Here is a 25085-nt window from a genome sequence, read left to right on the forward strand (position 1 = left end):
ATCCGCCCAACCGCGTGGCACGATCGCAGAGAGAGACAACCATGGCTGACGCCTTTGACGAAGACACCACAGAGACAGACGACCGACTCGCCGAACGAATGAGCGACATCGACGAGGAGCTCGCGACCCGTCGGGCTGAGGCGCTCCGCACCGGTCTCGACGACTACGACCTCGCCGACGACGACCTCGACATCCTCGGTGCCGCCACCGACGACCCGGATGCCATTCGGTACCTCCCGGCGTTGCCGGTGCTCGCGATCGTCGGTCGCCCGAACGTCGGCAAGTCCGCGCTCGTGAACCGCATCCTCGGCCGTCGTGAAGCCGTCGTCGAAGACACCCCCGGTGTCACGCGCGACCGCGTCAAGTACAAGGCCGAGTGGAACGAACGCCAGTTCACCCTCGTCGACACCGGCGGCTGGGAGCCAGACGCGAAGGGCATCGACGCGTCCGTCGCCGCCCAGGCAGAGGTTGCTATCGACCTGTCCGACGCCGTTCTCTTCGTCGTCGACGCCAACGTCGGGGCAACAGCCACCGACGAGCAGGTCGTTCGCATGCTGCGGAAGATCAACAAGCCCGTGTTCCTCGTCGCCAACAAGGTCGACGATGTGCGCCAGGAGCCGAACGCTGCATCGCTGTGGTCGCTCGGCCTCGGCGAGCCGTACCCGGTCTCCGCGCTCCACGGCCGTGGTGTTGCTGATCTGCTCGACCTCATCATGACCAAGCTGCCCGAGGTTTCGGCAGTCGCCAAGGAAGAGGTCGGCGGACCCCGTCGCGTCGCTATCCTCGGTCGCCCGAACGTCGGCAAGTCCAGCCTGCTGAACAAGGCCGCCGGCGAAGAGCGCGTCGTCGTCAACGAACTCGCCGGAACCACCCGCGACCCGGTCGATGAGCAGGTCGAAATCGGTGGCAAGGTGTGGCGTTTCGTCGACACCGCAGGCATCCGTCGTCGTGTTCACCTGCAGCAGGGCGCCGACTTCTACGCCACGCTCCGCACGAGCGCCGCGCTGGAGAAGGCCGAAGTTGCCGTCGTCATGCTCGACGTCTCCGAGCCGATCAGCGAGCAGGACGTTCGCATCATCGACCTCGTTCTCGAGTCGGGCCGCGCGCTCGTGCTCGCGTTCAACAAGTGGGACCTCCTCGACGACGAACGTCGCCGCTACCTCGAGCGTGAGATCGAGCAGGACCTGGCCCACGTGGCCTGGGCTCCTCGCGTCAATATCTCCGCCCGCACCGGCCGCCACATGGAGAAGCTCGTCCCGGCGCTCGAACTCGCACTGCAGTCGTGGGACACCCGCCTCCCCACCGGCAAGTTCAACGCGTTCCTCGCCGAACTCACCGCCGAGCACCCGCACCCCGTTCGCGGTGGCAAGCAGCCGCGCATCCTGTTCGGCACCCAGGCTTCGAGCCGCCCGCCGACATTCGTGCTCTTCACCACGGGCTTCCTCGACCCGGGTTACCGTCGCTACATCCAGCGTCGTCTCCGCGAGATCTATGGATTCGAAGGCAGCCCGATCAACGTCAACATGCGTGTTCGTGAGAAGCGCAAAAGGACATAATCCGATTGCCGCGGCGGAACTCGTGAGAAGCTGAACTGTGACCCACGAGTTCCCGCCGCCGCACCCGCGTAACCCCGGCGACGCCTGGGTGCACGCCGAAGACGGCTCCAAATACTGGGGCCGTTTTGGCGCATCCGGGCTTCTCGTTGTGGATGCCGAACGCGGAATATTGCTGCAGCACCGGGCGCTGTGGAGCCACTTCGGCGGCACCTGGGGGCTGCCAGGCGGTGCGCGCCACGAGGGCGAGAACGCCGTCGACGGTGCGATCCGTGAGGCGAGCGAAGAGGCTGCTGTGCCGACGGATGCCGTTCGGCCACGTTTCTCGATGACCCTAGACCTCGGGGTGTGGTCGTACGTCACTGTGGTGGCTGACGCCGTTGCCCGGTTTGACCCGCAGATCGCCGACCCGGAGAGTATCGAGTTGCGATGGGTCGCGCTCGACGAGGTCGATGAGCTCCCGCTCCATCCGGGGTTCGCGGCGGCGTGGCCACGACTGCGCGACGACATTGGCTTCCGCCCTGTGATCGTCGTCGATATGGCGAACGTGGTTGGCTCGCGCCCGGATGGCTGGTGGAACGACCGCGCCGGCGCCGCGGAACGGCTGGGACGGCAGCTCGTCGGGCTCGCTTCGTCCGGTGTGCCGGCCGCCGAGCTCGGACTGCCCCAGTCCCACTGGTGGCCGGAGATCGTCGCTGTGCTGGAAGGCCGGGCGAACGATGCTGTTCTGGACGCGACGGACAGACTCGAGGTGGTGCGGGCATCGGCCGACGGCGACTCGCGGATCGTCGACGAGGTGGCGCGACTGGCCGCCGAGCCAGGGGCATCCGTCACCGTCGTCACGAGCGATCGAGGACTGCGTGAACGGGTCGAGGCGCTCGGCGCGACCACCCGCGGCGCCGGCTGGCTGCGCGACCTGCTCGACGCGGCGGCCGGGTAAGTCGGTTCGCCGCCAGATAAGGACATCGGCGCCAGATAAGGACGCGCGGCTGCTTTCTGTCCTTGTCTGGGTGCTTTTTCCTTATCTCGGGGTGTCCGGGGGTCGGGGTGCAAGACCTGCTCGAGTCGTCCGTCAATGTCTCGCTGCGCGACCTGCTTGAGGCCCGCGCCGGCTAAGCCTTCGGTGCCAGATAAGGACATCGGCGCCAGATAAGGACGCGCGGGCCGTTTCTGTCCTTGTCTGGGCGTTATTTCCTTATCTCGGGGCTTCCAGGCAGACGGGTGCTCGAGGCCTCACCGGCTGAGCCAGCAGATCGGACGCACGGTTAACAGGAAAGAGGGCGTTTAGCAGGACGGTCACGCGAGGTTGGTCCTGATAACCTTTCGATTGCCTGCACGGCGGTGGGCGGTTGGGCTCGCTCAGCGGCACCGGCGGCACCGGCTGAGGCACGAGAGCGGTCGCACGGTTAACAGGAAAGAGGGCGTTTATCAGGACGGTTTCTTGACATTGGTCCTGATAACCGTGCGATTGCCTGCACGGCGGTGGGCGGTTGGGCTCGCTCAGCGGCACCGGCGGCATCCGCGGCATCGCACGCAGCTTCTAAGCTGGTCGGATGCGCACACTCCCGATTCTCCTCGACGTCGACACGGGCGTCGATGACGCCCTCGCCCTGATCTTTGCCGTCAAGCATCCGTCAATCGACGTTCGTGCCATCACGTGCGTGGCAGGCAACGCGCCGCTCGCGCAGGTCGTCGAGAACACCCTGCGTATTCTTGACGCCGCTGGCGCCCCGCCGATCCCGGTCGCGGCCGGTGCGGTTCGCCCGTTGCTGGCGCCCAGCCGTGCGGCAACCCACGTCCACGGCGAGGACGGGCTCGGCGGCCTCGTGCTGCCCGAAACGTCACGTGTGCTCGAATCGGTGAGCGCGGTCGAACTCATGCGCCGCACGCTGGCCGACAGCGACGAGCCACTGACACTCGTCGCACTCGCGCCCCAGACCAACCTTGCACTGCTCCTGCGCACCCACCCCGAGGTCATCGACAAGATCAAGCGGATCGTGTTCATGGGTGGCTCGGCGAGCGTCGGCAATGCGACCGCCCTCGCTGAGTTCAATGTGTGGCACGATCCCGAAGCCGCCGCGATCGTGCTCGGCTCCGGTATCCCGATCTTCATGTACGGCCTCGACGTGTTCAACCAGGTGACTGTGGCCGAGGATGCCGCCGCAGCCCTCGCGACGGTCGGCTCGCCGCTCGGGGCGGTCGTTGGTGCGCTGCTCGGCAACCGGGTGGCGCTCAGCGAAGACAGCAGCCTCGTATACACCGGGCTGATCGGCGATGCCGGGGCGCTCTGTGCCCTCGTCGAACCCGAGTCTTTGCGGGTGGAGCGGCGACCGGTGCGGGTCGAGCTCGCCGGCTATGGCCGCGGACAGACCGTGGTCGACCGGCGGCGGTACTCGGGTGAAGACGTGATCTACGGGGGAGCCGGGGACTGGTCGGTCATCGAGGTGGCTCTCGACGTCGACGCACCGCGATACGCGGCGCTGTTCCTCGAGACGCTCGGTCTCGTCGGCTGACCCCGTCAGGTCGCCAGCTCGAGTCGCATGAGCGCGCGGGACGGCGTCGGCCTCGCGACCTCGGTGAAACCGTTCGCAGCGAACTGCGACACGACACCGTAGTAGAGCTCGGCTGACGACACCTTGTCCCGTGCGGCCGGGTCGACCGGGTAGCCCTCGAGCACCCGCGCGCCGCGTGCCTGAGCGTGCCCGGCCGCTGCGGCAAGAAGAGCGGTGGCGATGCCTCTCTTCCGGAAACCGACCCGCACGACGAAACAGGTCACGGCCCAGACGGTCGGGTCGTCGGGAGGCTCCGTGCTCGCCTGGACGACCTTTCCCCGGCTGAGCCTCGGGTAGTTCTGACGCGGCTCGACGGCGCACCAACCGACCGGGGCGTCGCCCTGGTACGCAATGAGTCCCGGCGGCGGATCCAGTTCCCGCGCCTGCCGTTTGAGCAGTGGCTCGCAAGTCTCCCGGCTCGCGGTCTTCCACTCGGCGTTGTCCATCTTGAAGTACTGGCACCAGCAGCTCGACGGATCTCCGCGTGTTCCGAAGACCGCCTGCACGTCGTGCCACGGGGCATCCGTTGCCGAAATCACCCTGATGTCCGGATTGTCTTCCATGCCAGCATGCTAAAGCGTATAAAGGACACCGGTCCATGGTTCGGCGGACCGGCACGGCAATGAACCGGCAGGAGTCAGAAAACTGCTTCCTGTCGGGTCTTAGCTTGCAATTCCGCTCGCGCGGATTCGCGAAAGGCCGAAAGGAGATCGGCAGCGTCATACACGCCGAGCTGGGCAACGCCATGTCAGTTACCGCAACGAGAAGAGCATCGCCCGACCACCCGGCACCGGGACCGTGGGCGGCAGCGTGGGAATGGCTCGCGCGACCGGTGCACTATCGGGCGGTGCGGAATCTGCGCCACGCGCTCGAGGACGGGGACGCCGGTCGTCTCGAATCCCTTCTCGAACCGACCGTCGCTGTCGTTGTCGATGATGGTCGGGTTGAGGGCCGCTCCATGAGAGTGATCGGTGGACGCTACGACGCGATCGCGCTGCTTCTCCTCGGAATGCGGGCACAACCGGGGCGACGCCTTCTCGAGCGCTCGGTGAACGGCCAGGCCGGACTCTTCCTGACCCGAGACGATGGGACGGCTGCCACGATCTCGATCGACTTCAATGGGCGGCTCGTCAGCGTCATGTGGATTCGGTTGCACCCTCTGATGCTTCGGCACTGGAACACCGTCTGATCGAACGCACGCTGCTGGTGCCCGTCACGCCCGCTCCGGCGACAGGAGTCTGACTCAGCGGGGACTGTCGCCGGAGGTGTTGTGGGGACGGGAAGCGAAGAGATCGAACCCGAGCCTCCGGCTGAGATACGCGGTGGCACGTTGCCCACGAACGCTGTTTCCGGCATCGTCGAGTCGAGGCGAGAAGGTTGCGATTCCTGCCTTCCCTGGTGCGATGGTGACAATTCCACCGGTGACTCCGGATTTGCCTGGCAGCCCGATTCGGAACAGCCACTCACCCGAGTTCTGATAGAGCCCGCTCGCGGCGAGCACCGCGAGGGTGTCGTGGCAGACGGTTTCAGACACCACACGCTCGCCGGTAACCGGGTTGATGCCGCCATCGGCGAGGGTCGCACCCATAACGGCGATATCGGTCGCGGTGACGAGGACCGAGCACTGCTTCGTGTAGACATCGACGACGTCGAGCGGGTTCGACCCGATGCGCCCGTAACTCTCCAGCAGCCGGGCAATGCCCTGGTTGCGCTGGTTGGACGCTGACTCCGAGCGGTACACGGCCTCGTCGAGCTCGAGGTCCTTCCCGGCGAACCCGCTGAGCCCTTTCCGGATGAACTCCCACTGCTCGTCCGGGCTGTCACCGGGAACGAGCGCGGTGGTGGCCAGCGCACCGGCGTTGCCCATCGGATTCATGGGGTGGCCGTCGTTGAGTTCAAGCGACATCACCGAATCGAATGCCAGGCCGGTGTTATTGACACCGATGAGGTCGATCAGTTTCTCGTCACCGATCTCCTCACACACCAGAGCCCACACGAAGGCTTTGGAGATCGACTGGATGGTGAACGGGTGATCGACGTCGCCGACGCCCTGCACCGTGCCGTCCACCTCTGCCACACAGATGCCGAAGAGATCGGGGGAGGTGTCGGCGAGTTCGGGGATGTAGTCGGCGACCGTGCCGTCGGTGAGGTCCAGGCTTCGGTCATAGGCGACGTGAATCGCCTCGGCGACGTCGTCACTGCTTGGCGGTGCGCCCGTGGCAACCGTGTACGGTACTGCGCTGACATCCAGATCCATCTCTTCGCTCCCTGCGTCCCGTCGCATTATTCCGTACGGGCGCGAGCGGGAGCTGGCAGGGTCACCCGGATGCCGGAGGAGCAGGCACTAGGACGGTTGAATCCACACCGTCGTTTCGCCCGGAAGCTGTCGGCGCCGGAGCGGGCCGCTCGCGAGCAGCACGGTTCCCGGCGGAAGCTCCGCCGGGTCGGCGCCGAAGTTCATCGCGACCTCCCAGCCGTTCGGGCGGCGGAACCTCACGACATCCGGTGCCGAATCGAGCCACTCGAGGCGCTCGGCCGTCTGCAGGCGGTGCCTTAATTCGAGTGCCTTCCGATACAGCGCGAGCGTCGAATCCGGGTCGTGTTCCTGTACCGAGACCGCGACCGAGGCGAACCAGTCGGGCTGGGGGAGATGTGCGCGCGCTGTACCGAACCCGAACGACGGCCGGTCCGTGGTCCACGGCAGTGGGACACGACAGCCGTCTCTGCCGACCTCCACCCCGGGGTTGCGGAAGAAGGCAGGGTCCTGGCGGCTCTCGGCGGGAATGTCCGCGACCTCGTGCAGTCCGAGTTCTTCGCCCTGGTAGATGTAGGCGGACCCCGGCAGCGCCAGCTCGAACAGCGTGGCAGCCCGTGCCCGCCGCAGTCCCCGAGCGCGGTCGAGAACGGGCGAGACGCCACCGGACATCAGCCAGGCGTAGCCGTGCTTCTCGCCATGGTTGGCCGGTTCGGGCAACCCATACCGGGTGGCGTGCCGCACGACGTCGTGGTTCGACAACACCCACGTCGTCGATGACCCGGACTGCGCTGCGAGCGCAAGGTTGTCTTCGACGACGCGACGGAAGGCATCCGCATCGAAATTGGCCTCAAGAAGGTCGAAATTGAACGCCTGCCCGAGACCCTCCGGGCTTGCGTACCGGGGCACCCGGTGCGACTGGACCCACGCCTCCGCAACGGCGGTGCGGGGTGGTGAGTAGCTGTCGAAGACGGTGCGCCACTCGGCATAGATGTCGTGGACTTCGTCACGGTCCCAGAGCGGGTGTCCGCCGTTGCCCTTCGGCAGGGCGTCCAGCTCAGCCTGGGTCGGTAGGTGCTCGTCGAGCTTTTTGGCGAGTCCGTGAGCAACATCGATGCGGAAACCATCGACACCGCGGTCGGACCAGAACCGCAGCGTTCTCAGGAAGTCGTCGCGGACCTCCCTGTTGTCCCAGTTGAGGTCGGGCTGTTCGACGGCAAAGTAGTGCAGGTACCACTGGCCGTCTCCCACCGGTTCCCACGCCGGGCCGCCGAACGCGCTCGTCCAGTCCGCGGGCGGCTCGGCGCCATCGGGGCCACGGCCGTCGCGAAAGATGTACCGTGCGCGCGCCGCAGATCCGCGGGGGGATGCGAGAGCCTCACGGAACCACTCGTGCCGGTTCGAGGTGTGATTGGGCACGATGTCGACAATCATCCGGATGTCGGCAGCATGCAGGTCGGCGACGAGGGCATCGAAATCCGCGAGGGTACCGAGCCGCGGATCGACATCTCGGTAATCATCGACGTCGTACCCGCCATCAGCAAGCGCCGACGGGTAGAACGGGCTCAACCAGACAGCATCGATGTGGAGTGCGCTGAGGTAGCCGATGCGAGAACGGATGCCGGCGAGGTCACCGATTCCATCGCCATCGGAGTCGGCAAAGCTGCGCGGGTAAATCTGGTAGACGGCGGCCTGACGCCACCATGCGGCGTCGGTCTCCGACGCGAGGTCATCCCTTGACAGCACCCTGGGTCACCCCTTCCATCACCCACCTCTGGGTGAACAGGTAGACGATGATCGCGGGCGCCATGGCCATGAGGTAGGAGGCGAACGACACGTTGTAGTTGCTGCTGAACTGGGTCTGGAAGATGTTCTGCACGACGGGAATGGTCTGCTGGCTGGAGTCGGCGATGATCAGCGAGGGCAGCATGAAGTCATTCCAGGATGCCAGGAAGGCGAAGATTGCAACCGTCGCACTCATCGGCGCGAGCAGCGGGAAAATCAGCTGCCAGAAGGTCTGCCAGGTCGTGGCGCCGTCGATTCGGGCGCTCTCCTCCAGCTCGAGAGGTATCGAGCGCAGGAACGCGGTAAACAGCAGGATGCTGAACGACAACTGGAACATGATGTGCAGGATCGTCACCCCGACGGGGTTTGCCAGTCCGACCAGACCAGTGAGCTGGATCTGGGGGAGCGCGATGACCGTGAATGGCACGAACATGGCCGCGAGCAGGTAGAAGAACGAGTACCGGAACAGGCGGCGTTCCCAGTTGCGCACGATCGCGTAGGAGGCGAGGGCGGCGAGGAGCACCGTGCCGACGACCGTGGCGATCGTGACCAGGGTGGTGATGGTGAAGGTGACGGGAAAGTTGGTGAGTTCCCACGCCTGGGCGAAGCCGGAGAAGTCGACGGGAGACGGGAGCGAGAGCGCATTGCCGTCGACGGACTGCGCTGATGTCTTCATCGACATCGAGATGGTGACATACAGCGGCAGCAGGACCGTCAGGGCGCACAGGAACAGGACGATCATGAGCGGCCAGTTGGTGCGTTCCTGCCCCACCCTGCCCCGGCGGCGAGCCGGTGAAGCCACGGTGCGGGTGTCCGCGACCGCTGGGGCAGGCGTCGAGATTTGCTGCGTCATGAGAGTGCCGCCTTTCCGCGGGTGATCCGAAGCTGAAGGATGGAGATCAGCACCGCGATGATGAAGAACATCGTTGCGTTGGCCATCTGATAGGCGTAGTCACCACCGGTGAAGCCGGTGAAGATGGTCATGGCGATGCTTCGGGTCGCTGTGCCAGGACCGCCGGCGGTGAGGCCGACGATGACGTCGTACACGTTCAGATAGCCCTTGAAGCCGAGAATGATGTTGATGACGACGTAGCCGGCGACGAGCGGGAGGGTCACCGAGCGGAGCCGGACCCACGCACTCGCTCCGTCGATGTCGGCTGCTTCGTAGACCTCACCCGGAATCGACAGCAGCCCGGCGATGTAGATCAGCAGCGCGCTGGGGATCGATTGCCACGCGGTGACAATGACGATCGCGAGCCAGGCGAGGTTCTCGTTGGCCAGGATCGACTCTTGCAGCCAGCCGATCCCGGTCGCGGCGCCCAGCGCGGGCAGTGAGTTGGCGAAGAGGTACTTGAATACGAACGCGATGACGATGCCGGAGATGACCATGGGGATGACGAAGATCGCCCGAAGCGGAGTCTTCAGCCGGATCCGGGACGTCAGGGCCACCGCCAGGAGGAACGCGATGATGTTGACTGCAAGCACAGTGACGAGAGCGAAGCCGAAGGTGAAGAGGTAGCTGGCGAGAATCGCGGGATCGGAGAACACCGCGATGTAGTTGGTGAACCCGACCAGTTGCCAGTCACCGAACCCGATGAAGTTCGTGAAGCTGTAGAAGATTCCGACGATCGCCGGAACCGTGATGGCGAGGGTGAAGAGGACGAGCGTCGGCAGCAGGAACAGGTAGTAGATCGGATCGGTCTTCGGCTTGCCCTTTCGGCTGTGCGATCCGGCCAGGTGGGCCGATTTTCCGTGCTCGGCCTCGGTGACGAGTGAACCGGCCGAGGCGGCGGCGGGGGTGAGGGGAATAGACATGTCGTGTCCTCCGGTAATCAGTCGCGCAGGGCGAGGCGCGCCCAGTCATCGTCGAGTCGGCTCAGCGTCGAGTCGACGTCGGCACCGGTCGCGATGGCCTGTACGTAGTTGGCGGCGGGGATGCTCAGGTGGATGCGCTGTGACGCGCCGAGGTAGAAGCGACCGTCTTCGTAGTACTCCTGCATGCCGAGGATGCGCTCATCCGTGGCCGGCGCCGAGTCGGTGGTGGTGCCGAAGCCGAGGAACTGGGCGTTGTACTCGTCCATGATCTCCTTCTGCATGAGGAACGACACGAATTCACGCGAGGCCTCCTGGGCATCGCCGACCTCGGGAACCCAGAGCGCGAGGTCGAGGTTCACTCGAACTTTGAGGTCATCAGGGTCGTCGGTTACCGGCAACGGAAAAGTGCCGAGTTCGAGGCTGTCGTCGGTCTTGGCGATTTCGCCGAGGGCCCACGGGCCCTGCATCAGCATGGCGGCCTCGCCCTTGGCGAATGCGACGTTCCCGTCGCCGTAGGTCCGGCTTGCTGAGTCGTCGTTGGAGTAGGCGGCAAGCTCCAGCATCTTCTCCACCGGCTCGGTGAAATCCTTCTGGAACGAGACCGCTGAATCCGGGCCGACCTCGGTGCCGAGTTCGTTCATCTGCTCGAAGAAGTCGGCCACGTCAACCGATCCGCCGACGGAGTAGTCGAACAGCCCCTGTGCAATCGTCCAGGGCTCTGAGAACGTGCTGTAGATCGGGGTGATGCCCGCGTCCTGCAGGGTCTGGCAGACCGTGACCAGCTCGTCCCAGGTCTCAGGAACGTCGAGACCGTTGTCTTCGAAGATCTTGACGTTATAGATGACGGATGCCGCGGCCACTGAGTAGGGGAGCACACTGGTGCGTCCCGGATAGGTCGCGTACTGGTCCGCCAGTTCCTGGACGTCAGGACGAATGCGGTCGGTTTCGGGCATGTCCGACAGGTCGGAGAGGGCACCGCGCTCCATGAACCGCGACATCTCCATGTTGTAGTTGAGCAGGCCGACGTCGGGCGGGTTGCCGCGGAGGAATCCCGCTGAGAGGTTGGATGCCGTGTCGAGGGTGACCTTCACCTCGGACTGCTCGCTGTTGAACTGCTTCACGAGATCCCGGAAGAAGGGGATCGCCTCCGGCTTGCTCATATGGAAGGTGATCTCGGTGGGGCCGCTCCCGGCTGCGGCGCACCCGGTGAGGGAGAGTGCCGCTGCGGTGATCATGGCGACTGCGAGGCCGAATCGAGTTCGAGGACCGGTTCTCAGATTCACGACATTGTCTCCCTTGACGAATGTGTGCGGTGCTTTGTGCGGATATCCCTTCGGAATCGCTCCCGGGAGGATTATATTTAGGCTGTAAATCTATTGATGACGTACATACTGCGCTTACCAAAATGAAAGGTCAAGGCTTTGGCTCAGAGTGTTATCGCGTCGTCACCGCAACTGTTGCGCACGCTCAATGCACGCACGGTGCTCGAGCATGCCTGGCAAACGCGCGTGTTCACGGCGTCGGATGTGATGGCATCCGTTGGCCTGACCCGGGCGACGGTGATCGGGGTTTGCGATGAGCTCGTCGTTAAGGGCTGGCTCGATCAGCTGGAAGACGTGCAGGGGACGGGGCGGAAGGGCCGACCGGCCCGCCGCTACGCGCTTCGGGAGCGAGCAGGCGTGGTTGTCGGTATTGACGCGGGGTATGACCGGATGTCTGCCAGGGCCGCTGACCTGCGCGGTGCGAGCCTCGGGACTGCAGAGGTCCGGATACCCGCCCGCTCGCCGAACAGTGTTGATCGACTAGCCGATGCCAACGAACGGCGCCGTCTTGCCCTCGAGATGTTCGATCGGGCGATGGCGGCGTCAGGGGTCGACCGCTCGCGGGTGCTGGGGCTCACCCTCGGAGTACCGGCACCCGTTGACGATCAGGGGACGTCTCCCGAGGGCGAGAACGGATTCTGGGCCGTGATGAACCCCGACCTCAGCGGGGCCTTTGAGGATGTCGCCCCGATCGTCACCGTCGAGAACGATGCGAACCTCGCGGCGATCGCCGAACGCGCGACAGGGACGGGGCAGGGCCGCGATGTGGGCTCGTACATCTCGATGCTCGTCGGTGAGGGAATCGGCTCCGGGCTGATGATCGAGGGCAGACTCGTGCGCGGCAGGAGGGGCGGCGCCGGCGAAATGCGTTTTCTCGATTACGTCGACGGCGTGGGTTCGGCCAACGGGCTGGCCTTGCTGGCCCGGCAGTGGGCGTTCGAGGCAATGGCGGCGGGCGAGGTTGACGCCCGCAGCCCCCTTGGCCGCGTGAACCCCAAAGCGCTGACCGAGAGCGATGTGGCGAAGGCGGCCGAGCTGGGGGATGCCGTTGCGCGCGGAATCCTCGATCGTCTCGCCGAGCGTCTCGCACGGATCTGCATCGTGCTCGGTGATCTGCTTGACGTCGACAGGGTGATCGTTGGCGGCCACCTGGCTGAGTCGCTGCCTGCCGTGATCGCCGGGGCAGCCCTCAGGGTCGCGGGCAGCGGTGACCCGATGACTCCTGAACTCGTGGCGTCGCGGCTGGGCGGTGACGCCGTGAGTGTCGGAGCCGTTGAGCACGCGTTGTCCCTGGTGAGGGAACGGGCGCTGGTGCTCGAACCCGGTGCCCGCACCGTCGCGGAGCCGGAACCCGTCTGAGCGGTCCGGCCCCGCGACGGGGCGCTACGGCGTGTTTCCCGGTGCGCCTACAGCTTGTCGTCCGGCCCGTCTGAATCCTTGCCTGACCGCGTCGGCTCGTCGTCCTTCCACGGCACCACACGGATGTCCGACGTTCTCACATCCGTGGGGCGATCGCCGGCATCCCACATCTGGTTCACCGCAGCCTTGACCGAGGTGTCGGCGGCTGCGGCCGCGGCCAGGGTGCGCTCCAGCCGGCTTTGACGCTGGCGCAGCCAGAGCCCGAGGGCGATGATGAGGATCAGGGCGATGTAACAGATCGCCGCGAACGGTCGCGTGAACAGGGCGCCGAGATCACCCTGACTGAGCTGAAGCGCTCGCCGAAGCTGTGCTTCCGCCATCGGTCCGAGGATGAGCCCGATGACGAGGGGAGCGATCGGGTAACCGTACCTGCGCAGGAAGTACCCGACGATACCGATGATCAGGAGGATCACGATGTCGGCGATCGAGAAGTTCACCGCGTACGCACCCAGGGCCGCGAAGGTCAGGATCCCCGCGTAGAGGTACGGCCGCGGGATTTGCAGGAGCTTCACCCAGATGCCGACGAGCGGCAGGTTGAGCACGAGCAGCAGGACGTTGCCGATGTACAGGCTCGCGATGAGCGCCCAGACGAGCGCGGGCTGGTTGGTGAACAACTGCGGGCCCGGCTGGATGCCGTATGACTGGAATGCCGAGAGGATGATCGCGGCGGTCGCCGTTGTCGGCAGTCCGAGGGTGAGCAGCGGAACGAGCACACCGGCGGCCGCAGCGTTGTTTGCCGCCTCAGGCCCGGCGACGCCCTCGATCGCCCCACGGCCGAACTGCTCCTTGTGCTTCGAGAGTTTCTTCTCGCTGGCGTAGGACAGGAAGGTAGCGACATCCGCTCCACCCGCCGGAATCGTCCCGATCGGAAAGCCGATCGCCGTTCCGCGGAGCCACGGTTTCCAGGACCTGCGCCAGTCGTCCTTCGACATCCAGCTTCGCCAGCCGCGGGTCACAGGGATGAGGGCGATCGCGCCGTGTCGCATCCTGCTCGCGACGTAGAGCGTCTCGCCAACGGCAAAGAGCCCGACCGCGACCAGAACGACGTCGATTCCATCGGCGAGCGGGAGCAGGCCGAAGGTGTACCGCTGCTGGCCGGAGAGGATCTCGGTGCCGACGAGCCCGAGGAACAGGCCGATGCCGAGGGAGGTGAGACCCCGCCAGACCGACGAGCCGAGGAGCGCACCGACGGTGATGAAGGCCACGACCATGAGGGCGACGTAATCGGCGGGGGCCAGGGTCACCGCCCACGATGCGATGATCGGGGCGAACAACGTCAGGCCGACCGTCGCGATCGTGCCCGCCACGAACGAGCCGATGGCCGCCGTGGCGAGTGCAGCGGCCCCTCGGCCGAGCTTCGCCATCTTGTTGCCCTCGAGAGCGGTGACGATCGACGCTGATTCGCCGGGCGTGTTGAGCAGGATGCTCGTTGTCGAGCCGCCGTACATGCCGCCGTAGTAGATACCGGCGAAGGTGATCAGCGCCGCGGTCGGGTCGAGCGAATAGGTCAGCGGCAACAGCAGGGCGACGGTCATAGCGGGGCCGATGCCCGGGAGCACGCCGACCGCGGTGCCGACGAGCACGCCGATGAAGCCGAAGATGAGGTATTGCGGCTGGAGGGCCGTTGCGAAACCCTCCATCAGGCTCAGGATGTTGTCCATGTCAGCCTCTCAGGGTCGCGAGGAGCGGGTTCAGCCAGGTCAGCAGTGGCCCGGGTGGCAGGGAGAGGCCGAGGAGGCCGCCGAAGAGGATGAAGATGATGAGGCCGAGCACCAGCCCGATGATCAGCGCCATCCACCAGCGCTTCGCACCGAGCGACCAGGCGACGCCACCGAAGAGGACGGCGGCGGCGAACGGCCAGCCGATCACCTCGATGAGTGCGATGTGCGCGACCACGAACGCCGTGATTTTCGCCAGGGTGATCCAGTCCGTCTTCGCGGCGCTGTCGATGTCCTCACCTTCTTCGAGGTCGGCGAGCTTGCCGCGGAAGACGTCAACGACGACCATTGCGGCGGAGACGATGAGGATGGTTCCGACGAGGAACGGGAAGACCCGGGGACCAACCTGGGTGCCAGCCCCCGGCACCCGAATGGCGAAGGCACCGGCGAAAACGAAGATACCGAGCGCGAGGGCGAGAGCGGCGAAGATGTACTCGCCGAGTTTCGACCGCGCCGGGGGAGCGGCAACCGGGTCGTTCCCGGTCGCCGGGTGTGCCTGGCCGCTGCCGGGCACACCCGTCGATGGGCTCGACATGATCAGCCGACCAGGCCGATGTTCGTGAGCGTGGTGGTGACCTCGGTGATGTTCTCGTCGAGGTACGTCTCGAACTCGTCACCGGTGAGGAACGCATCCGCCCAGCCGCGGGTTTCGAGCTGTTCGGTCCACGCGTCGCTGTCGTGAAGTTCGGTGACGGTCGCGATGAGTGCGTCACGGTCAGCGTCGGAGATGTCCGTCGGCGCCAGGACACCGCGCCAGTTGGTGAGCGTGACGTCGTAGCCCTCGTCGGTGATGGTCGGGACGTCAGGCAGGTTTTCGGCCGGTTCGGCACTCGACACCGCGAGTGCCCTCATCGTGCCCGATTCGATGTGCTCGACGAACTCGCCGATGCCCGAGATGCCCGCCGCCGCGTTGTTGCCCAGGATGAGGTTCACCGCTTCGCCACCGCCCGAGTTCGGGATGTAGTTGAGGCTTTCGGCGATCTCGGTGCCGGAGAGTCCGGCCTCTTCGAGCAGCAGGCCGGCGAGAATGTGGTCGGCGCCACCGGCAGAGCCGCCGGTCACCGACACGTCCTGGCCGTTTTCGACGATGTCCTCGACGAGATCCTCGAGGTTCTTGTACTTCGAGTCGGCCGGCACAACGACGACCAGTGCTTCCTCGGTGAGGCGGGCGATGGGCGTGGTGTCTTCCATCCGGTTCTGGGCCGCGTTGGTCTCAACGGCGCCGACCATCACAAGCCCGGTGACCATGAGCGTGTGCGGGTCTTTCTCGTTCGCCAGTGACGCAAGGCCGACGGTGCCGCCGGCTCCGCCGATGTTGGTGACCGGTGCGCTGTCGACGATGCCCTCTGCCGTGAGGGTCTCGGACATCGCGCGTCCGGTCTGGTCCCAGCCGCCACCCGGCTCTGCGGGGACGATGATCGAGAGGTCGGTGACCTCGGTGCTCGCTTCCGAGTCCGAGTCCGTGGCGGGATCGGCGGCCGGTGAGCTGCAGGCCGCGAGCGTGAGAGCTGTTGCTGCAGCAACGATGACCAGGCTGTGTCGTCGCATGATGTCTCCTCATTGAGTGATTGCGAGTGGGGTCGCGTCGGTGCGCCCCGTGCTGATCAGCACGATAGTTCGGTCGGATGCCCCGCCGGGGCTTTCGTAAGTATTGGCCGCGGCTCTTCACCGGTTCGACCCGGCATCCGCTCGCCGCTGACGGCAGATCGCGCGACAATGGGGGAGTGAAAGCAATGTCGCTTCGCCTGCAGTTGCTCCTTCTCCAGGCGCTGATCGTGTGTTCCGTCGTGCTGGTCACCGGCGTTGTGGCAGCTAGCCTGTTTGAACGCCAGGTGCGCGACGCCTACCTCGACCGTATGATCGGCGTCGCGCAATCGGTGGCCACGCTTCCCGCGATCCGCGATGCGTACGACGACCAGGACCCGGCCGCGGTGATCCAGCCGATCGCCGAGGTCATCCGGGAGGCATCGAACGTCACCTATGTTGTCGTGACGGATGCCGACGGCATCCGTTATTCGCATCCCGACACGGATCGCATCGGCGAACCCGTCTCGACCGATCCGTCTGTGCCGCTGTCAGGCAAGATGTTCGTCGGTACCGAGACCGGCACGCTCGGCGAATCCTGGCGGGCCAAAGTGCCCGTGCACAGTGCGGACGGCGAGGTCATCGGCACGGTATCGGTCGGGATTCTGGAGTCGGCGCTCCGCGAGGATTTCGTCGGCGGGCTCGGCGCGCTCGTGTTTCCGCTTGCGGCATCAGCTGTGGTCGGGATCTTCGGTGCCGCCGGGGTGACCGCCATCATTCGCCGCCGGATCTACCGTCTCGAGCCGAAGGAGATCGCGTCGCTCGTTGGGTCGCGGGAGACCATGCTGCACGGCATGAGTGAGGGGATGATCAGCGTCGACGAGGCCGGCGTGATCGTGCTCGTCAACGATGCGGCGCTCGAACTTCTCGGGCTGGAAGAGGATTCCCTCACCGGGCGACTGGCTGCAGAGGTACTCGATCCGTCGCTCGTCGGCGTGCTGCAGCGCGGCGAGCCCGGCGGTCAGCTCGTGCTCGCCGGTGAGCGGATCCTCGTGGCGCGAAGCACGGGCACCGAGCTGCACGGTCGTGCCGTCGGTGCGACCCTCCTCGTGCGCGACCACACCGAGCTCCACCAGCTGCTGCGCGAGATGGACGGCGCGCAGTCGCTCACCAACGGGTTGCGGGCGCAGGCCCACGAGTTCGCGAACAAGCTGCACGTGATCTCGGGGCTGCTCGAGCTTGGCCTCATCGACGACGCCAGGGCCTTCGTCGAACGCACCGGGACCGGCGGCGCTCTGCGGGTTCCCGGTGAAGAGGTGATTCTCGAGATCCCCGAGCTTGCCGCGCTGTTGCTCGTCAAGGCCAGCCATGCGCGCGAACTGGGGATGTCGGTCTCGATCCTCCCAACGGATCCGCTGCCGGCGTGGCTGAGGTCGGATGCCGCGTCGACGTTGCGAGGTGACCTCGTGACGGTGGTGGGCAACCTGATCGACAACGCGCTCGAGGCGTGCTCGGCGGGCAACCACATCGAGCTGGGCTTCGGCATCGACGGCGCCCGGATCCGGGTGACGGTCGAGGACGACGGTCACGGTATTCCACCGGACCAGTACGAGCGGGTGTTCGAGGAGGGCGTCAGTTCGAAGGCGATCGCGGCCGATGCGAGCCCGACGCTGCGGCGGCGGGGGATCGGCCTTGCCCTGGTGCGGCGCACGGTGCTCCGGGCGCGAGGCACCGTCACGGTCGGGCGCTCCGAGCGTGGTGGCGCGCTGTTTACCGTGGAGCTGCCGGTAGGCGACCTGCCCGGGCGAAGCCGGCCATCGCAGGAATCCGCCGCGGGGGCTCGTGCGGCCGGTGCCGGTGCCGCCGGTGCTGGTGTCATCAGTGCTGGTGCGTCGTGACCGTCGCCGCTGTTCTCCGGACCATCATCGTGGACGACGACGTCGAAGTGGCGTCGTTGCACGGCAGGTTCGTCGGCGCGCATCCCGCGTTCGCGGTGGCTGCGACCGCGCACAACGGGCCGGACGCACTCCGGCTCATCGCCGAACACCGTCCCGATCTGGTGCTGCTCGACTTCGACCTGCCCGGACTCACCGGGCTCGAGGTGCTTCGCGGGGTGCGGGCACTGGGCGGTGTGCAGCCCGAGGTGATCGCGGTCACCGCCGCGCGCGATGTCGAGAGCGTGCGGCAGGCGCGGAGTGCCGGCATCCAGCACTATCTCGTGAAGCCGTTCACCGCACGCGGCCTCAATGAGCGACTCGACGATGTGGCCCGTGACCGGCTCGCGCTCGTCGAGTCCGGGGTGCGGGCGGAACTCGCCCAACGCGAGATCGACGCTCTCATGACCACTGGCATCCGTTCGCGTACGGTCCTACCCAAGGGGCTGAGCAGCGAGACGCTCGACACGGTGGAGGCGGCGCTGGGGTCCGCCCCGAGCAGCTCTGCGGTGCAGATCGCTGAGTTATCTGGCATCTCTCGCGTGAGTGCGCGTCGGTACCTCGAGTACCTTGTCGCTGTGAACCGGGCCGAGAAGACGCTCGACTACGCCACCGCGGGGCGCCCGTCGACGCGCTTCTCGAGGGCCACGGCCGGCTGAGTCCTTCGCATCTTGTGCTCGGCGGGGCGAGTTCTATGCTGACCGCGTGGATGCCCTGTGGATAGGACTCGGATTCGTCGTCCTCGCAGTGACGTGGCTCGACGTGTTTCTGAGCGCCCTCAACTATGACGAAGCAGGCTTCATCGCCGGGCGACTGGCGCGGTGGCAATGGGAATTGACGAAACGATTAACCCGGCAAGTTTCACGGCGTTGGCGACCCGCCGTCCTGCGGCAGGTCACCGGACTGCAAGTTCTGGTCACTGTCGTGTGGTGGCTCAGCGGAACGATCCTGGGGTACGGCCTGGTCTATCTGGGGTTCATGCAGGGCAAAAACTTCGTCTACGACGGTGTTCACGGCGACCTGTTCGGCGCGTTGTATTTCAGCGCGGCTCAACTGTCCACGGTCGGAACGTCACAACTGGTGCCAGACACCGACTTTCTGCGTATCCTCTCCGTTACTGAGTCCCTCACCGGTATCGTTCTCGTCGTCCTCATCCTCGTGTTTCTGGTCTCGCTCTTCGACGCCGTCTCCAGCCTGCGCTCCCTCTCCTCTCAATTCGGCAGCCCGGGCGACGGAGTGGGCGAACCGGTTGCGAGCCTCGCGCCGTACTTTCCCCGCGGAACCGCCGTCGATCTTGACGCGCATCTCAGGAGCCTCTCTGATGTGTTCAACTCGTATACCGATGGTGTGCGGAGGCACCACGCCGCGTACTTCTTTCAGAGTGGACGCGACACGTTCTCGTTGCCGTACTCGATTGAGATGCTCGCTGGGACGATCGGAGGGTTGCGCTGGGGGCTTCCCGCATCGCACCCGGCCACCCGGCAACCGACTCTGCTGCTGTTGACCGAGCAGTTCGACGAATTCGAAACGTATATGCATCCGCTGCTCAAGTGGATGAGCATCGATGTTCCTGAGCTGGTGACCGCCGAGGCATTTGCTGGGCAGGTGACGGCAGAGCTGGCCGCTCGGCCGCGGTCGCGGCGACGGGTGAGCCAGCGACACGACGGTGACCGCTGGGTGCACCGCTTCATCGGCGTCAACCGCGACATGGCGCCGCTTGTGGACAGTGAGCCGTTGGGCGACATCAACGATGCGTATTCCCGGTACGTTGCCTGGTTGCCGTTCGCCTACCGTGCCCAGCAGTTCGGCTCGGCGGTCAGCCGCGACCTCGACTATCAACCGGTTTACTCCAGGCGGAAAGACGAATGGCCTCAGGTTGCGCTGGCACCGGCACCCAGCGAGACCGCCGGGAAGCAGAGCGGCGGCGGGCTCAGGGGGTTCCTGTCCCGCCGGGTCACGCTGATCGACCCCGGCTTCTCCCGCCTTCTCGGTGCCCTCCGGGGGCTCATGGCTGCGGCGCTCGCCGTCATAGTCCTCGCGGCTGGTCTGCCGGTGCTCGGCATTCCCGCATTCCCCGCAGCGATCTTCGGTGGAATGATTGCGATGTTCACCGGCTCAGCGTCGGGCTCCGCTCACGGTATCCGTCGCCTGGCAGCTGCGCTCTCGGTCATTCCCGTCCTGATTTCGCTGGGAATCAGTGCGATCGTCCCGCACGATCCCATGCCGTCGAGTGTGACACTCGCCGGCCTGGCGTTCGTTGCCGTCGCCGCTACCCGGTTCGGCCCAAAGTTTGGCGGGTTCGGCCAGCTCGCGTTCATGACGTACTACTTCACGTTGCTCCTCGGCTTGCAGGGAAACCAGTTCCCCGTATTCGTCGGTGCAGCGGTTGTCGGTGCCCTCAGTTCGGTCATCGTGCAGATGATCCCCAACAAGAGCGCACACGTCCGGGTGGTGAAGGGCGGTGTGGTCGCGTTTGAGCACCGGCTGGCCCGCTCCCTTGACCCGCTGGTTGACGCCGTTTCCGCTGCGCGCTGGGATCCGGACCTGATGCGTCGCACCCGCGCGGAACTGCGACAGACGCACCAGATGGCCTCATTCCTGACCGGGCAACTCACTGAGAATGATCCTGATCTCGGGCTCGACGCCCAGCAGGCAAGCGTCTTGCGCATCCGGGTTCACGAAGCGGAACTCGCCCTGGTTAACCTGTCTTCCGAGGCCAGACTGGCGACGGGGGCGGGTATGCCGCTCGATGTCCGTGCGCGTCTTGCCGGTGTCCTGGCGTCGGTGCGTGACCACATTGCGGAGATTCCGGATGCTCCGGCGTGGGTAGCGCCGGAGGGTGACGACGCAAGGACGATCGGTGACGGCACGGGATCAGCCTCTTCTCCAGCGGGCTCGCTCGACCTCCGGTCTCTCAGCTCAGAAGCCGCGCGTTGGCCACGCGTGGCACACCGTGTACTCCGTTCCGCATACGAGCTGCAGGAAGCGGTCGATGTGCTCCAGTCGGCGCGAGCGGTGGAGCTCGCGCCGACTCATTCTGGTGACGAGCCATCCCCACCTTCACCCGAGACCGGTGCCAACGACGCCGCGCAGGCATCCGTCGATCAACGGGAATCCGTCGACGAATCAGCAATCATCGACGCCTCCGGTGGGGATCGGCCACCGGCTGCCGCAGACACCGCACCCATCTGGCGCAGGGCTGTCCAGGCCAGCCTGTCGACAGGGGTAGCGCTTTTCCTTGGGACCTTCGTATCGACAACTCACCAGTATTGGGCGGCGATGCCCGCATATCAGGCGATCGGTGGCAGCGACGGTGAGACTTTCGTGAAGGGTTCGCAGCGGATCATCGGCACAGTGTTCGGTGCCATCGTCGGTTTCAGTATTGCGATCGCTGCAGCATCGGACCCCGCCGTGCTCCTGCCGGTACTCGCCGTCTGCGTTTTCGCGATGATGTACTTCCGCGGCGCTTCGTCACCGCTCTCATCCTTCTGGAAGACCATGATGTTCGCCCAGCTGTACGAACTGCTCGGCCGACTGAACTCAGAAACCATTGGTGTGCGCATCGTCGAGACGATTATCGGGGCCGGTGTTGCTCTGATCATTGCCGCGTTGATCTTGCCGACGCGAACACGCGACAAGTTTGCCGGGCAAGCCGTCAAGCTGACGCGAACGGTGCAAGCCATCACAGCGACTGCCCTCGAACTGTGGCGGCGTGACCGGCAATTGACCGCCGAGGAGATTGCTGCCCTCTCCAAGCAGGAGGTCGCCATGACCTCCCAGTTGCGCGATCTGCAGGCAACGGCCGGCCCGATGAGCTACGGAGCCGGTGCGTTTGAGCCCGGTGGGATCGAGAACCGCCTCACCGGGTTTTGGGAACTTTTGTATTACACGAGGCATTTCATCGCCTCGGCGGAACGCGTGCACCGTGGCAAGGCGCGGCTTACCGACGAACAGTGGGAGCAGCTGGAAGAAACGACCACCCAGAACTTCGAGGCGCTCATCGCGGTCTATGAAGGTCGTGCCTCAGGGCCGGTGGCCCCCGATATCGGTGTCGACGATCTGGGCGACGAGGAGGAGCCCTTGGCCGCAGAGATTGCGCTTCGCGCCCTCGCGAGGGCGAATCAGACGGTCGCGATTATGGCCGTGGACCTCGCTCCGCAGGTTGCGGAGATCCCGCGTCGGCTCCCTGCGTCTCCCGTCTAATTCGCGCACCAGCCTCATGCAGCGACCGAGGTTAGAGACTGATGCGCTTAAATCGATGCACCGATCCACAGGCCTAAGCAGGCGAGACCGACACAGATCACGAGCATGCCGACACTGCTGAGAAACGCGAAACCGTACTTCTTCTTCCTGACGAGCTGTACCGTTTCGTAGCTGGCGGTGCTGAAGGTGGTGAATCCGGCGAGGTGTGCGGCGCCAATGATCACCGCGAGGTTGGTCGGAAGCAGGTGAACCATCGTCAGACCGGTGAGGAAGCCGAGCGCGAGCGAGCCCGCGGCGTTGATGATCGTGGTGGCCCACTGAAATCCGGTTTTCTGGCGAGACCGGATGAGTTGATCGACCGTAAACCGGATGGCAGCACCAACGCCCCCGCAAACGACGACGAGCACGAAGACCAGCGGAGTCATGGTGCGTCACCCGTTTGCGTCGCGGCGTCAGGTGTCTTTTCAGCGCGAGCGTTGTTGCCAATCTTTTCAGCGCGAGCGTTGTTGCCAATGCTGGCGATCACGATGCCGAGCCAGGTCGCGGCGGCGCCGACGACCACCGTGCCGAGGGCGAACACGATTGCTCCCGCTGTGAACCCGTGTTGAAGAAACACGGCAGTGTCGGTGGCCAGGGAACTGTAGGTTGTGAAGCCGCCGCAGTATCCGGTGCCGAGCAACAGTCTGAGGTTTTTGCCCATTTGTCTTGTGCTGTCGAGCCGGGTCAAAGCCTCATACAGATAGCCGAGCAGGAATGCGCCGATCACGTTGATGATGGCGATCGAGACAGGGATTGTTTCGAACCCGGGAATGGCCATTCTGAGCCACTCCCGGGTCGCAGCACCAAAAGAGCCGCCGACGAAGATGAGGCCGATCGACAACACGAACGAGTGCCCGTGCCGCGACGTCATCATGTGCGGTACGGGCTGGTCGCCGAACGCTGGCAGCCGCGTAGATGCCGCCGAATGACACCGAGTACGCGGGGAGAGCGCGCGAGACCGATTGGATTTGATGTGTCGGGTTCAGTGTGAGTGCCCATAGCTATCGACGATAGTGGCTCGTCACGACTCAGGGCTCTGTCCCAATGGCTCGCACATCCATGCGCGGGGGTGAGGGTGACAAAGGGAGCCTGAAATGTCCTGTAGCATTGTCGAGGTCGTCCGAGAGGATGACTGGTCGCGGGCTGTGGCGCAGCTTGGTAGCGCACTTGACTGGGGGTCAAGGGGTCGCAGGTTCAAATCCTGTCAGCCCGACCGAATGTCCCGGAAACTCAAGGGTTTCCGGGACTTTTTAGGTTAACGGATTTGATTACCCCATCAAGAACCCATCTTTTACTCCTCTCACACGGCACTGAGGCGGCGCTCCCGTCCGTCGCGCTGACGTCGTTCTGGGTCCGCTTCGATCATTCGGGATTCTCGTGCGCACCTAGTGGGTATGAGCATTCACGACAATCACCCGTCCTCATCTCACACCGACGCCCCCACCGACACATGGGGTCTGGAACCCCTGATGGACGTCGCCGAACTGGCGTCCTACCTCGGTATACCGCTCTCCACCGTCTACGACCGGCGCGTGCACGGCAAAGGCCCGACGGCCTACCGGTTCGGCAAACATCTGAAGTTCGCCGTCTCCGACGTGCGAGCCTGGATCGCCGAGCAGCGCGAACCGTCCAACCCACCCGGTCACACCGATCGGCGGTGAACTGAGACGGCCCGGCCACGGTTGACGATCGGCACCTTCGGCGACATCACCACACGGCTGATGCCGTCCGGCCGATTCGAGGCACGGACCCGCTACCGCGACTGGGACGGTCGAGCGCGCCAAGTGCAGGCCACCGGCGCCACCGCCAAGGCCGCCGAAGGCGCGCTGAAAGCCAAGCTCGCCGAGCGGTCCCTGTTCCGACCCACCGACACCTCCCTGACGCCCGACAGCCTGTTCGCAGACCTCGTGGCTTACTGGTTGAACGACATCGACCTGGAGGGCCGGATCTCCAAAACCACCCGGAACCTGTATGAGCGTAATATGCGCACCCTCGTCGCTCCGGCGTTCGACAGCCTCACGCTGCGCGAGATCGGCGTCGCCCGGTGCGATCAGTTCATCAAACAACTGGCGTAGCTCTCCTACAGCCGCGCCAAGCAGGCCCGAGTTGTGCTGCGGCTGGCGCTGGAACTGGCGGTGCGGCATGAGGTCCTTCCGCGCAACCCGATGGATCACGTGTCCCGCCTGCACCGTGAGCCGCACATTCCCGATGCGCTCATGGCCCCGGAGGTGAACATGATCCGCGCGGCGATCGCCCAGTGGGAGAGTGCCGCCGACCACAGCTCCGGGCCGAAGCCCGACGGCCAGCTCGGGGCGATCATCGAGGTGATGCTCGGCACCTCTGCTCGGATCGGCGAGGTGTTGGCCGTCCGCCGCCGGGACGTCGACGTCACTAGCACCGTGCCCTCTATCCGCCTGCCCGGCACGATCATCAGCCGCAAGGGTGAGGCGACGTTCCGGCAGGATCACCCCAAGACCACCAGGTCCACCCGCGTTGTTGCCATCCCCACCTTCACCGCCGACGCGGTCCGCCGGCGTCTCGCCAAGGTCGGGAGTCTGGGCCTGGATGAGCTGCTGTTCCAGTCCCGGGACGGCACGCCGCTGACGACGGCGAATGTGCGTCGGCAATTGCGTCACGTGCTCGGGGGAGCGGGGATCGACGGTGTCACCCCGCACATGTTCCGCCGCACGGTCGCGACCGCGGTCAACACCAACGCCAGCATTGAACTCGCAGCAGAACTGCTCGGTCACACGGACACGAAAATCACGGTGCAGCACTACATCCAGCGCAGTGAGATGGTGAACCCGGCCACCGCCGCGCTACTCGACCGGGCGTTCCCTAAGGATGATGAGTGAACTCGGTGCTGCCACGGTGGCAGCACCGTCCATCCGGGGCGAATCAGTCACCCGACCGCAACTGATCCTTCATCGGCTGTTCACGAAAGAAGTCGACTTCTTTCGGTGCCGC

Annotated in this window: 22 protein-coding genes and 1 tRNA gene; 12 read left to right on the forward strand and 11 right to left on the reverse strand. The window is 65.3% G+C overall.

What is annotated here, in order from left to right:
* The first annotated feature begins 41 nt into the window (after positions 1 to 41).
* From der to AC1X6S_RS00100, 3 genes are all read left to right on the forward strand, one after another.
* The gene (gene der, locus AC1X6S_RS00090) at positions 42 to 1556 is read left to right on the forward strand and encodes a ribosome biogenesis GTPase Der (protein WP_483403812.1); all 1515 of its coding nucleotides are present in this window, start codon (positions 42 to 44) and stop codon (positions 1554 to 1556) included.
* Positions 1557 to 1593: 37 nt separating this feature from the next.
* Positions 1594 to 2493, forward strand: a complete 900-nt coding sequence (locus tag AC1X6S_RS00095) for an NUDIX domain-containing protein (RefSeq protein ID WP_483403813.1) — start codon at positions 1594 to 1596, stop codon at positions 2491 to 2493.
* A 613-nt stretch (positions 2494 to 3106) separates the two neighbouring features.
* On the forward strand, positions 3107 to 4066 hold the full coding sequence (locus AC1X6S_RS00100; RefSeq protein WP_483403814.1) for a nucleoside hydrolase: 960 nt from the start codon (positions 3107 to 3109) through the stop codon (positions 4064 to 4066).
* Between the two features lie 5 nt (positions 4067 to 4071).
* Here AC1X6S_RS00100 and AC1X6S_RS00105 read toward each other — a convergent pair whose 3' ends face one another.
* The gene (locus tag AC1X6S_RS00105) at positions 4072 to 4668 is read right to left on the reverse strand and encodes a GNAT family N-acetyltransferase (protein ID WP_483403815.1); all 597 of its coding nucleotides are present in this window, start codon (positions 4666 to 4668) and stop codon (positions 4072 to 4074) included.
* Positions 4669 to 4850: 182 nt separating this feature from the next.
* Between AC1X6S_RS00105 and AC1X6S_RS00110 the strand changes: the two genes are divergently transcribed.
* The gene (locus tag AC1X6S_RS00110; RefSeq protein WP_483403816.1) at positions 4851 to 5294 is read left to right on the forward strand and encodes a sigma-70 family RNA polymerase sigma factor family protein; all 444 of its coding nucleotides are present in this window, start codon (positions 4851 to 4853) and stop codon (positions 5292 to 5294) included.
* A 54-nt stretch (positions 5295 to 5348) separates the two neighbouring features.
* Here AC1X6S_RS00110 and glsA read toward each other — a convergent pair whose 3' ends face one another.
* The 5 genes from glsA to AC1X6S_RS00135 all read right to left on the reverse strand — a co-directional run bounded on the left by glsA (position 5349) and on the right by AC1X6S_RS00135 (position 11242).
* The gene (gene glsA / locus AC1X6S_RS00115) at positions 5349 to 6362 is read right to left on the reverse strand and encodes a glutaminase A (RefSeq protein WP_483403817.1); all 1014 of its coding nucleotides are present in this window, start codon (positions 6360 to 6362) and stop codon (positions 5349 to 5351) included.
* A gap of 87 nt (positions 6363 to 6449) precedes the next feature.
* Positions 6450 to 8105 carry a glycoside hydrolase family 13 protein gene (locus AC1X6S_RS00120; RefSeq protein WP_483403818.1) on the reverse strand — a complete coding sequence of 552 codons (1656 nt, stop codon included), beginning with the start codon at positions 8103 to 8105 and terminating at the stop codon, positions 6450 to 6452.
* A complete protein-coding gene (locus tag AC1X6S_RS00125) occupies positions 8089 to 8997 on the reverse strand; it encodes a carbohydrate ABC transporter permease (RefSeq protein ID WP_483403819.1) in 909 nt (302 codons plus the stop codon). The genes AC1X6S_RS00120 and AC1X6S_RS00125 overlap by 17 nt, the downstream gene beginning before the upstream one ends.
* Entirely contained in the window at positions 8994 to 9959 is a 966-nt protein-coding gene (locus tag AC1X6S_RS00130; RefSeq protein ID WP_483403820.1) for a carbohydrate ABC transporter permease, read from the reverse strand. The genes AC1X6S_RS00125 and AC1X6S_RS00130 overlap by 4 nt, the downstream gene beginning before the upstream one ends.
* A gap of 17 nt (positions 9960 to 9976) precedes the next feature.
* Positions 9977 to 11242: an ABC transporter substrate-binding protein gene (locus AC1X6S_RS00135; protein WP_483403821.1), complete on the reverse strand. Its 1266-nt coding sequence runs from the start codon at positions 11240 to 11242 to the stop codon at positions 9977 to 9979.
* A 138-nt stretch (positions 11243 to 11380) separates the two neighbouring features.
* On the opposite strand from AC1X6S_RS00135, the gene AC1X6S_RS00140 reads away from it, so the two are divergent.
* Complete coding sequence (locus AC1X6S_RS00140) at positions 11381 to 12640, forward strand: ROK family protein (protein WP_483403822.1); 1260 nt, start codon at positions 11381 to 11383, stop codon at positions 12638 to 12640.
* A gap of 47 nt (positions 12641 to 12687) precedes the next feature.
* On the opposite strand, the gene AC1X6S_RS00145 is transcribed toward AC1X6S_RS00140, so the two are convergent.
* The 3 genes from AC1X6S_RS00145 to AC1X6S_RS00155 are packed head-to-tail and all read right to left on the reverse strand — an operon-like array spanning position 12688 to position 15966.
* Positions 12688 to 14361 carry a tripartite tricarboxylate transporter permease gene (locus AC1X6S_RS00145; protein WP_483403823.1) on the reverse strand — a complete coding sequence of 558 codons (1674 nt, stop codon included), beginning with the start codon at positions 14359 to 14361 and terminating at the stop codon, positions 12688 to 12690.
* Position 14362: 1 nt separating this feature from the next.
* Positions 14363 to 14953 (reverse strand): tripartite tricarboxylate transporter TctB family protein, encoded by a 591-nt coding sequence (locus AC1X6S_RS00150; RefSeq protein ID WP_483403824.1) that lies wholly within the window; start codon positions 14951 to 14953, stop codon positions 14363 to 14365.
* Positions 14954 to 14955: 2 nt separating this feature from the next.
* Complete coding sequence (locus AC1X6S_RS00155) at positions 14956 to 15966, reverse strand: Bug family tripartite tricarboxylate transporter substrate binding protein (protein ID WP_483403825.1); 1011 nt, start codon at positions 15964 to 15966, stop codon at positions 14956 to 14958.
* A 185-nt stretch (positions 15967 to 16151) separates the two neighbouring features.
* Between AC1X6S_RS00155 and AC1X6S_RS00160 the strand changes: the two genes are divergently transcribed.
* The 3 genes from AC1X6S_RS00160 to AC1X6S_RS00170 are packed head-to-tail and all read left to right on the forward strand — an operon-like array spanning position 16152 to position 22079.
* Entirely contained in the window at positions 16152 to 17840 is a 1689-nt protein-coding gene (locus AC1X6S_RS00160) for an ATP-binding protein (protein ID WP_483403826.1), read from the forward strand.
* Positions 17837 to 18535: a response regulator gene (locus AC1X6S_RS00165; RefSeq protein WP_483403827.1), complete on the forward strand. Its 699-nt coding sequence runs from the start codon at positions 17837 to 17839 to the stop codon at positions 18533 to 18535. Before AC1X6S_RS00160 ends, AC1X6S_RS00165 begins: the two co-directional genes overlap by 4 nt.
* A 46-nt stretch (positions 18536 to 18581) precedes the next feature.
* On the forward strand, positions 18582 to 22079 hold the full coding sequence (locus AC1X6S_RS00170) for an FUSC family protein (protein WP_483403828.1): 3498 nt from the start codon (positions 18582 to 18584) through the stop codon (positions 22077 to 22079).
* Positions 22080 to 22126: 47 nt separating this feature from the next.
* On the opposite strand, the gene AC1X6S_RS00175 is transcribed toward AC1X6S_RS00170, so the two are convergent.
* Both AC1X6S_RS00175 and AC1X6S_RS00180 read right to left on the reverse strand, forming a co-directional pair.
* Entirely contained in the window at positions 22127 to 22504 is a 378-nt protein-coding gene (locus AC1X6S_RS00175; protein ID WP_483403829.1) for a fluoride efflux transporter FluC, read from the reverse strand.
* Positions 22501 to 22992: a fluoride efflux transporter FluC gene (locus AC1X6S_RS00180; protein WP_483403830.1), complete on the reverse strand. Its 492-nt coding sequence runs from the start codon at positions 22990 to 22992 to the stop codon at positions 22501 to 22503. The genes AC1X6S_RS00175 and AC1X6S_RS00180 overlap by 4 nt, the downstream gene beginning before the upstream one ends.
* A 265-nt stretch (positions 22993 to 23257) precedes the next feature.
* On the opposite strand from AC1X6S_RS00180, the gene AC1X6S_RS00185 reads away from it, so the two are divergent.
* The 4 genes from AC1X6S_RS00185 to AC1X6S_RS00200 all read left to right on the forward strand — a co-directional run bounded on the left by AC1X6S_RS00185 (position 23258) and on the right by AC1X6S_RS00200 (position 24973).
* Positions 23258 to 23331: transfer RNA gene (locus AC1X6S_RS00185), tRNA-Pro, on the forward strand.
* A 256-nt stretch (positions 23332 to 23587) separates the two neighbouring features.
* Positions 23588 to 23779, forward strand: coding sequence for a helix-turn-helix transcriptional regulator (locus AC1X6S_RS00190; RefSeq protein ID WP_483403831.1), 192 nt, complete (start codon positions 23588 to 23590; stop codon positions 23777 to 23779).
* 21 nt (positions 23780 to 23800) lie between these two features.
* Entirely contained in the window at positions 23801 to 24193 is a 393-nt protein-coding gene (locus tag AC1X6S_RS00195) for a tyrosine-type recombinase/integrase (RefSeq protein WP_483403832.1), read from the forward strand.
* A gap of 33 nt (positions 24194 to 24226) precedes the next feature.
* Entirely contained in the window at positions 24227 to 24973 is a 747-nt protein-coding gene (locus AC1X6S_RS00200) for a tyrosine-type recombinase/integrase (RefSeq protein WP_483403833.1), read from the forward strand.
* Positions 24974 to 25085 lie beyond the last annotated feature (112 nt).

The organism is Mycetocola sp. Y442, assembly GCF_056898615.1.

What these genes read in the sequence shown, in the direction of transcription:
- glsA (WP_483403817.1), bottom strand. Translation starts at nt 6,362, where the DNA reads ATGGATCTGGATGTCAGCGCAGTACCGTACACGGTTGCCACGGGCGCA.
- AC1X6S_RS00105 (WP_483403815.1), bottom strand. Translation starts at nt 4,668, where the DNA reads ATGGAAGACAATCCGGACATCAGGGTGATTTCGGCAACGGATGCCCCG.
- AC1X6S_RS00110 (WP_483403816.1), top strand. Translation starts at nt 4,851, where the DNA reads ATGTCAGTTACCGCAACGAGAAGAGCATCGCCCGACCACCCGGCACCG.
- AC1X6S_RS00100 (WP_483403814.1), top strand. Translation starts at nt 3,107, where the DNA reads ATGCGCACACTCCCGATTCTCCTCGACGTCGACACGGGCGTCGATGAC.
- AC1X6S_RS00175 (WP_483403829.1), bottom strand. Translation starts at nt 22,504, where the DNA reads ATGACTCCGCTGGTCTTCGTGCTCGTCGTCGTTTGCGGGGGCGTTGGT.
- AC1X6S_RS00150 (WP_483403824.1), bottom strand. Translation starts at nt 14,953, where the DNA reads ATGTCGAGCCCATCGACGGGTGTGCCCGGCAGCGGCCAGGCACACCCG.
- AC1X6S_RS00145 (WP_483403823.1), bottom strand. Translation starts at nt 14,361, where the DNA reads ATGGACAACATCCTGAGCCTGATGGAGGGTTTCGCAACGGCCCTCCAG.
- AC1X6S_RS00160 (WP_483403826.1), top strand. Translation starts at nt 16,152, where the DNA reads ATGTCGCTTCGCCTGCAGTTGCTCCTTCTCCAGGCGCTGATCGTGTGT.
- AC1X6S_RS00130 (WP_483403820.1), bottom strand. Translation starts at nt 9,959, where the DNA reads ATGTCTATTCCCCTCACCCCCGCCGCCGCCTCGGCCGGTTCACTCGTC.
- AC1X6S_RS00155 (WP_483403825.1), bottom strand. Translation starts at nt 15,966, where the DNA reads ATGCGACGACACAGCCTGGTCATCGTTGCTGCAGCAACAGCTCTCACG.
- AC1X6S_RS00125 (WP_483403819.1), bottom strand. Translation starts at nt 8,997, where the DNA reads ATGACGCAGCAAATCTCGACGCCTGCCCCAGCGGTCGCGGACACCCGC.
- AC1X6S_RS00180 (WP_483403830.1), bottom strand. Translation starts at nt 22,992, where the DNA reads ATGATGACGTCGCGGCACGGGCACTCGTTCGTGTTGTCGATCGGCCTC.
- der (WP_483403812.1), top strand. Translation starts at nt 42, where the DNA reads ATGGCTGACGCCTTTGACGAAGACACCACAGAGACAGACGACCGACTC.
- AC1X6S_RS00190 (WP_483403831.1), top strand. Translation starts at nt 23,588, where the DNA reads ATGGACGTCGCCGAACTGGCGTCCTACCTCGGTATACCGCTCTCCACC.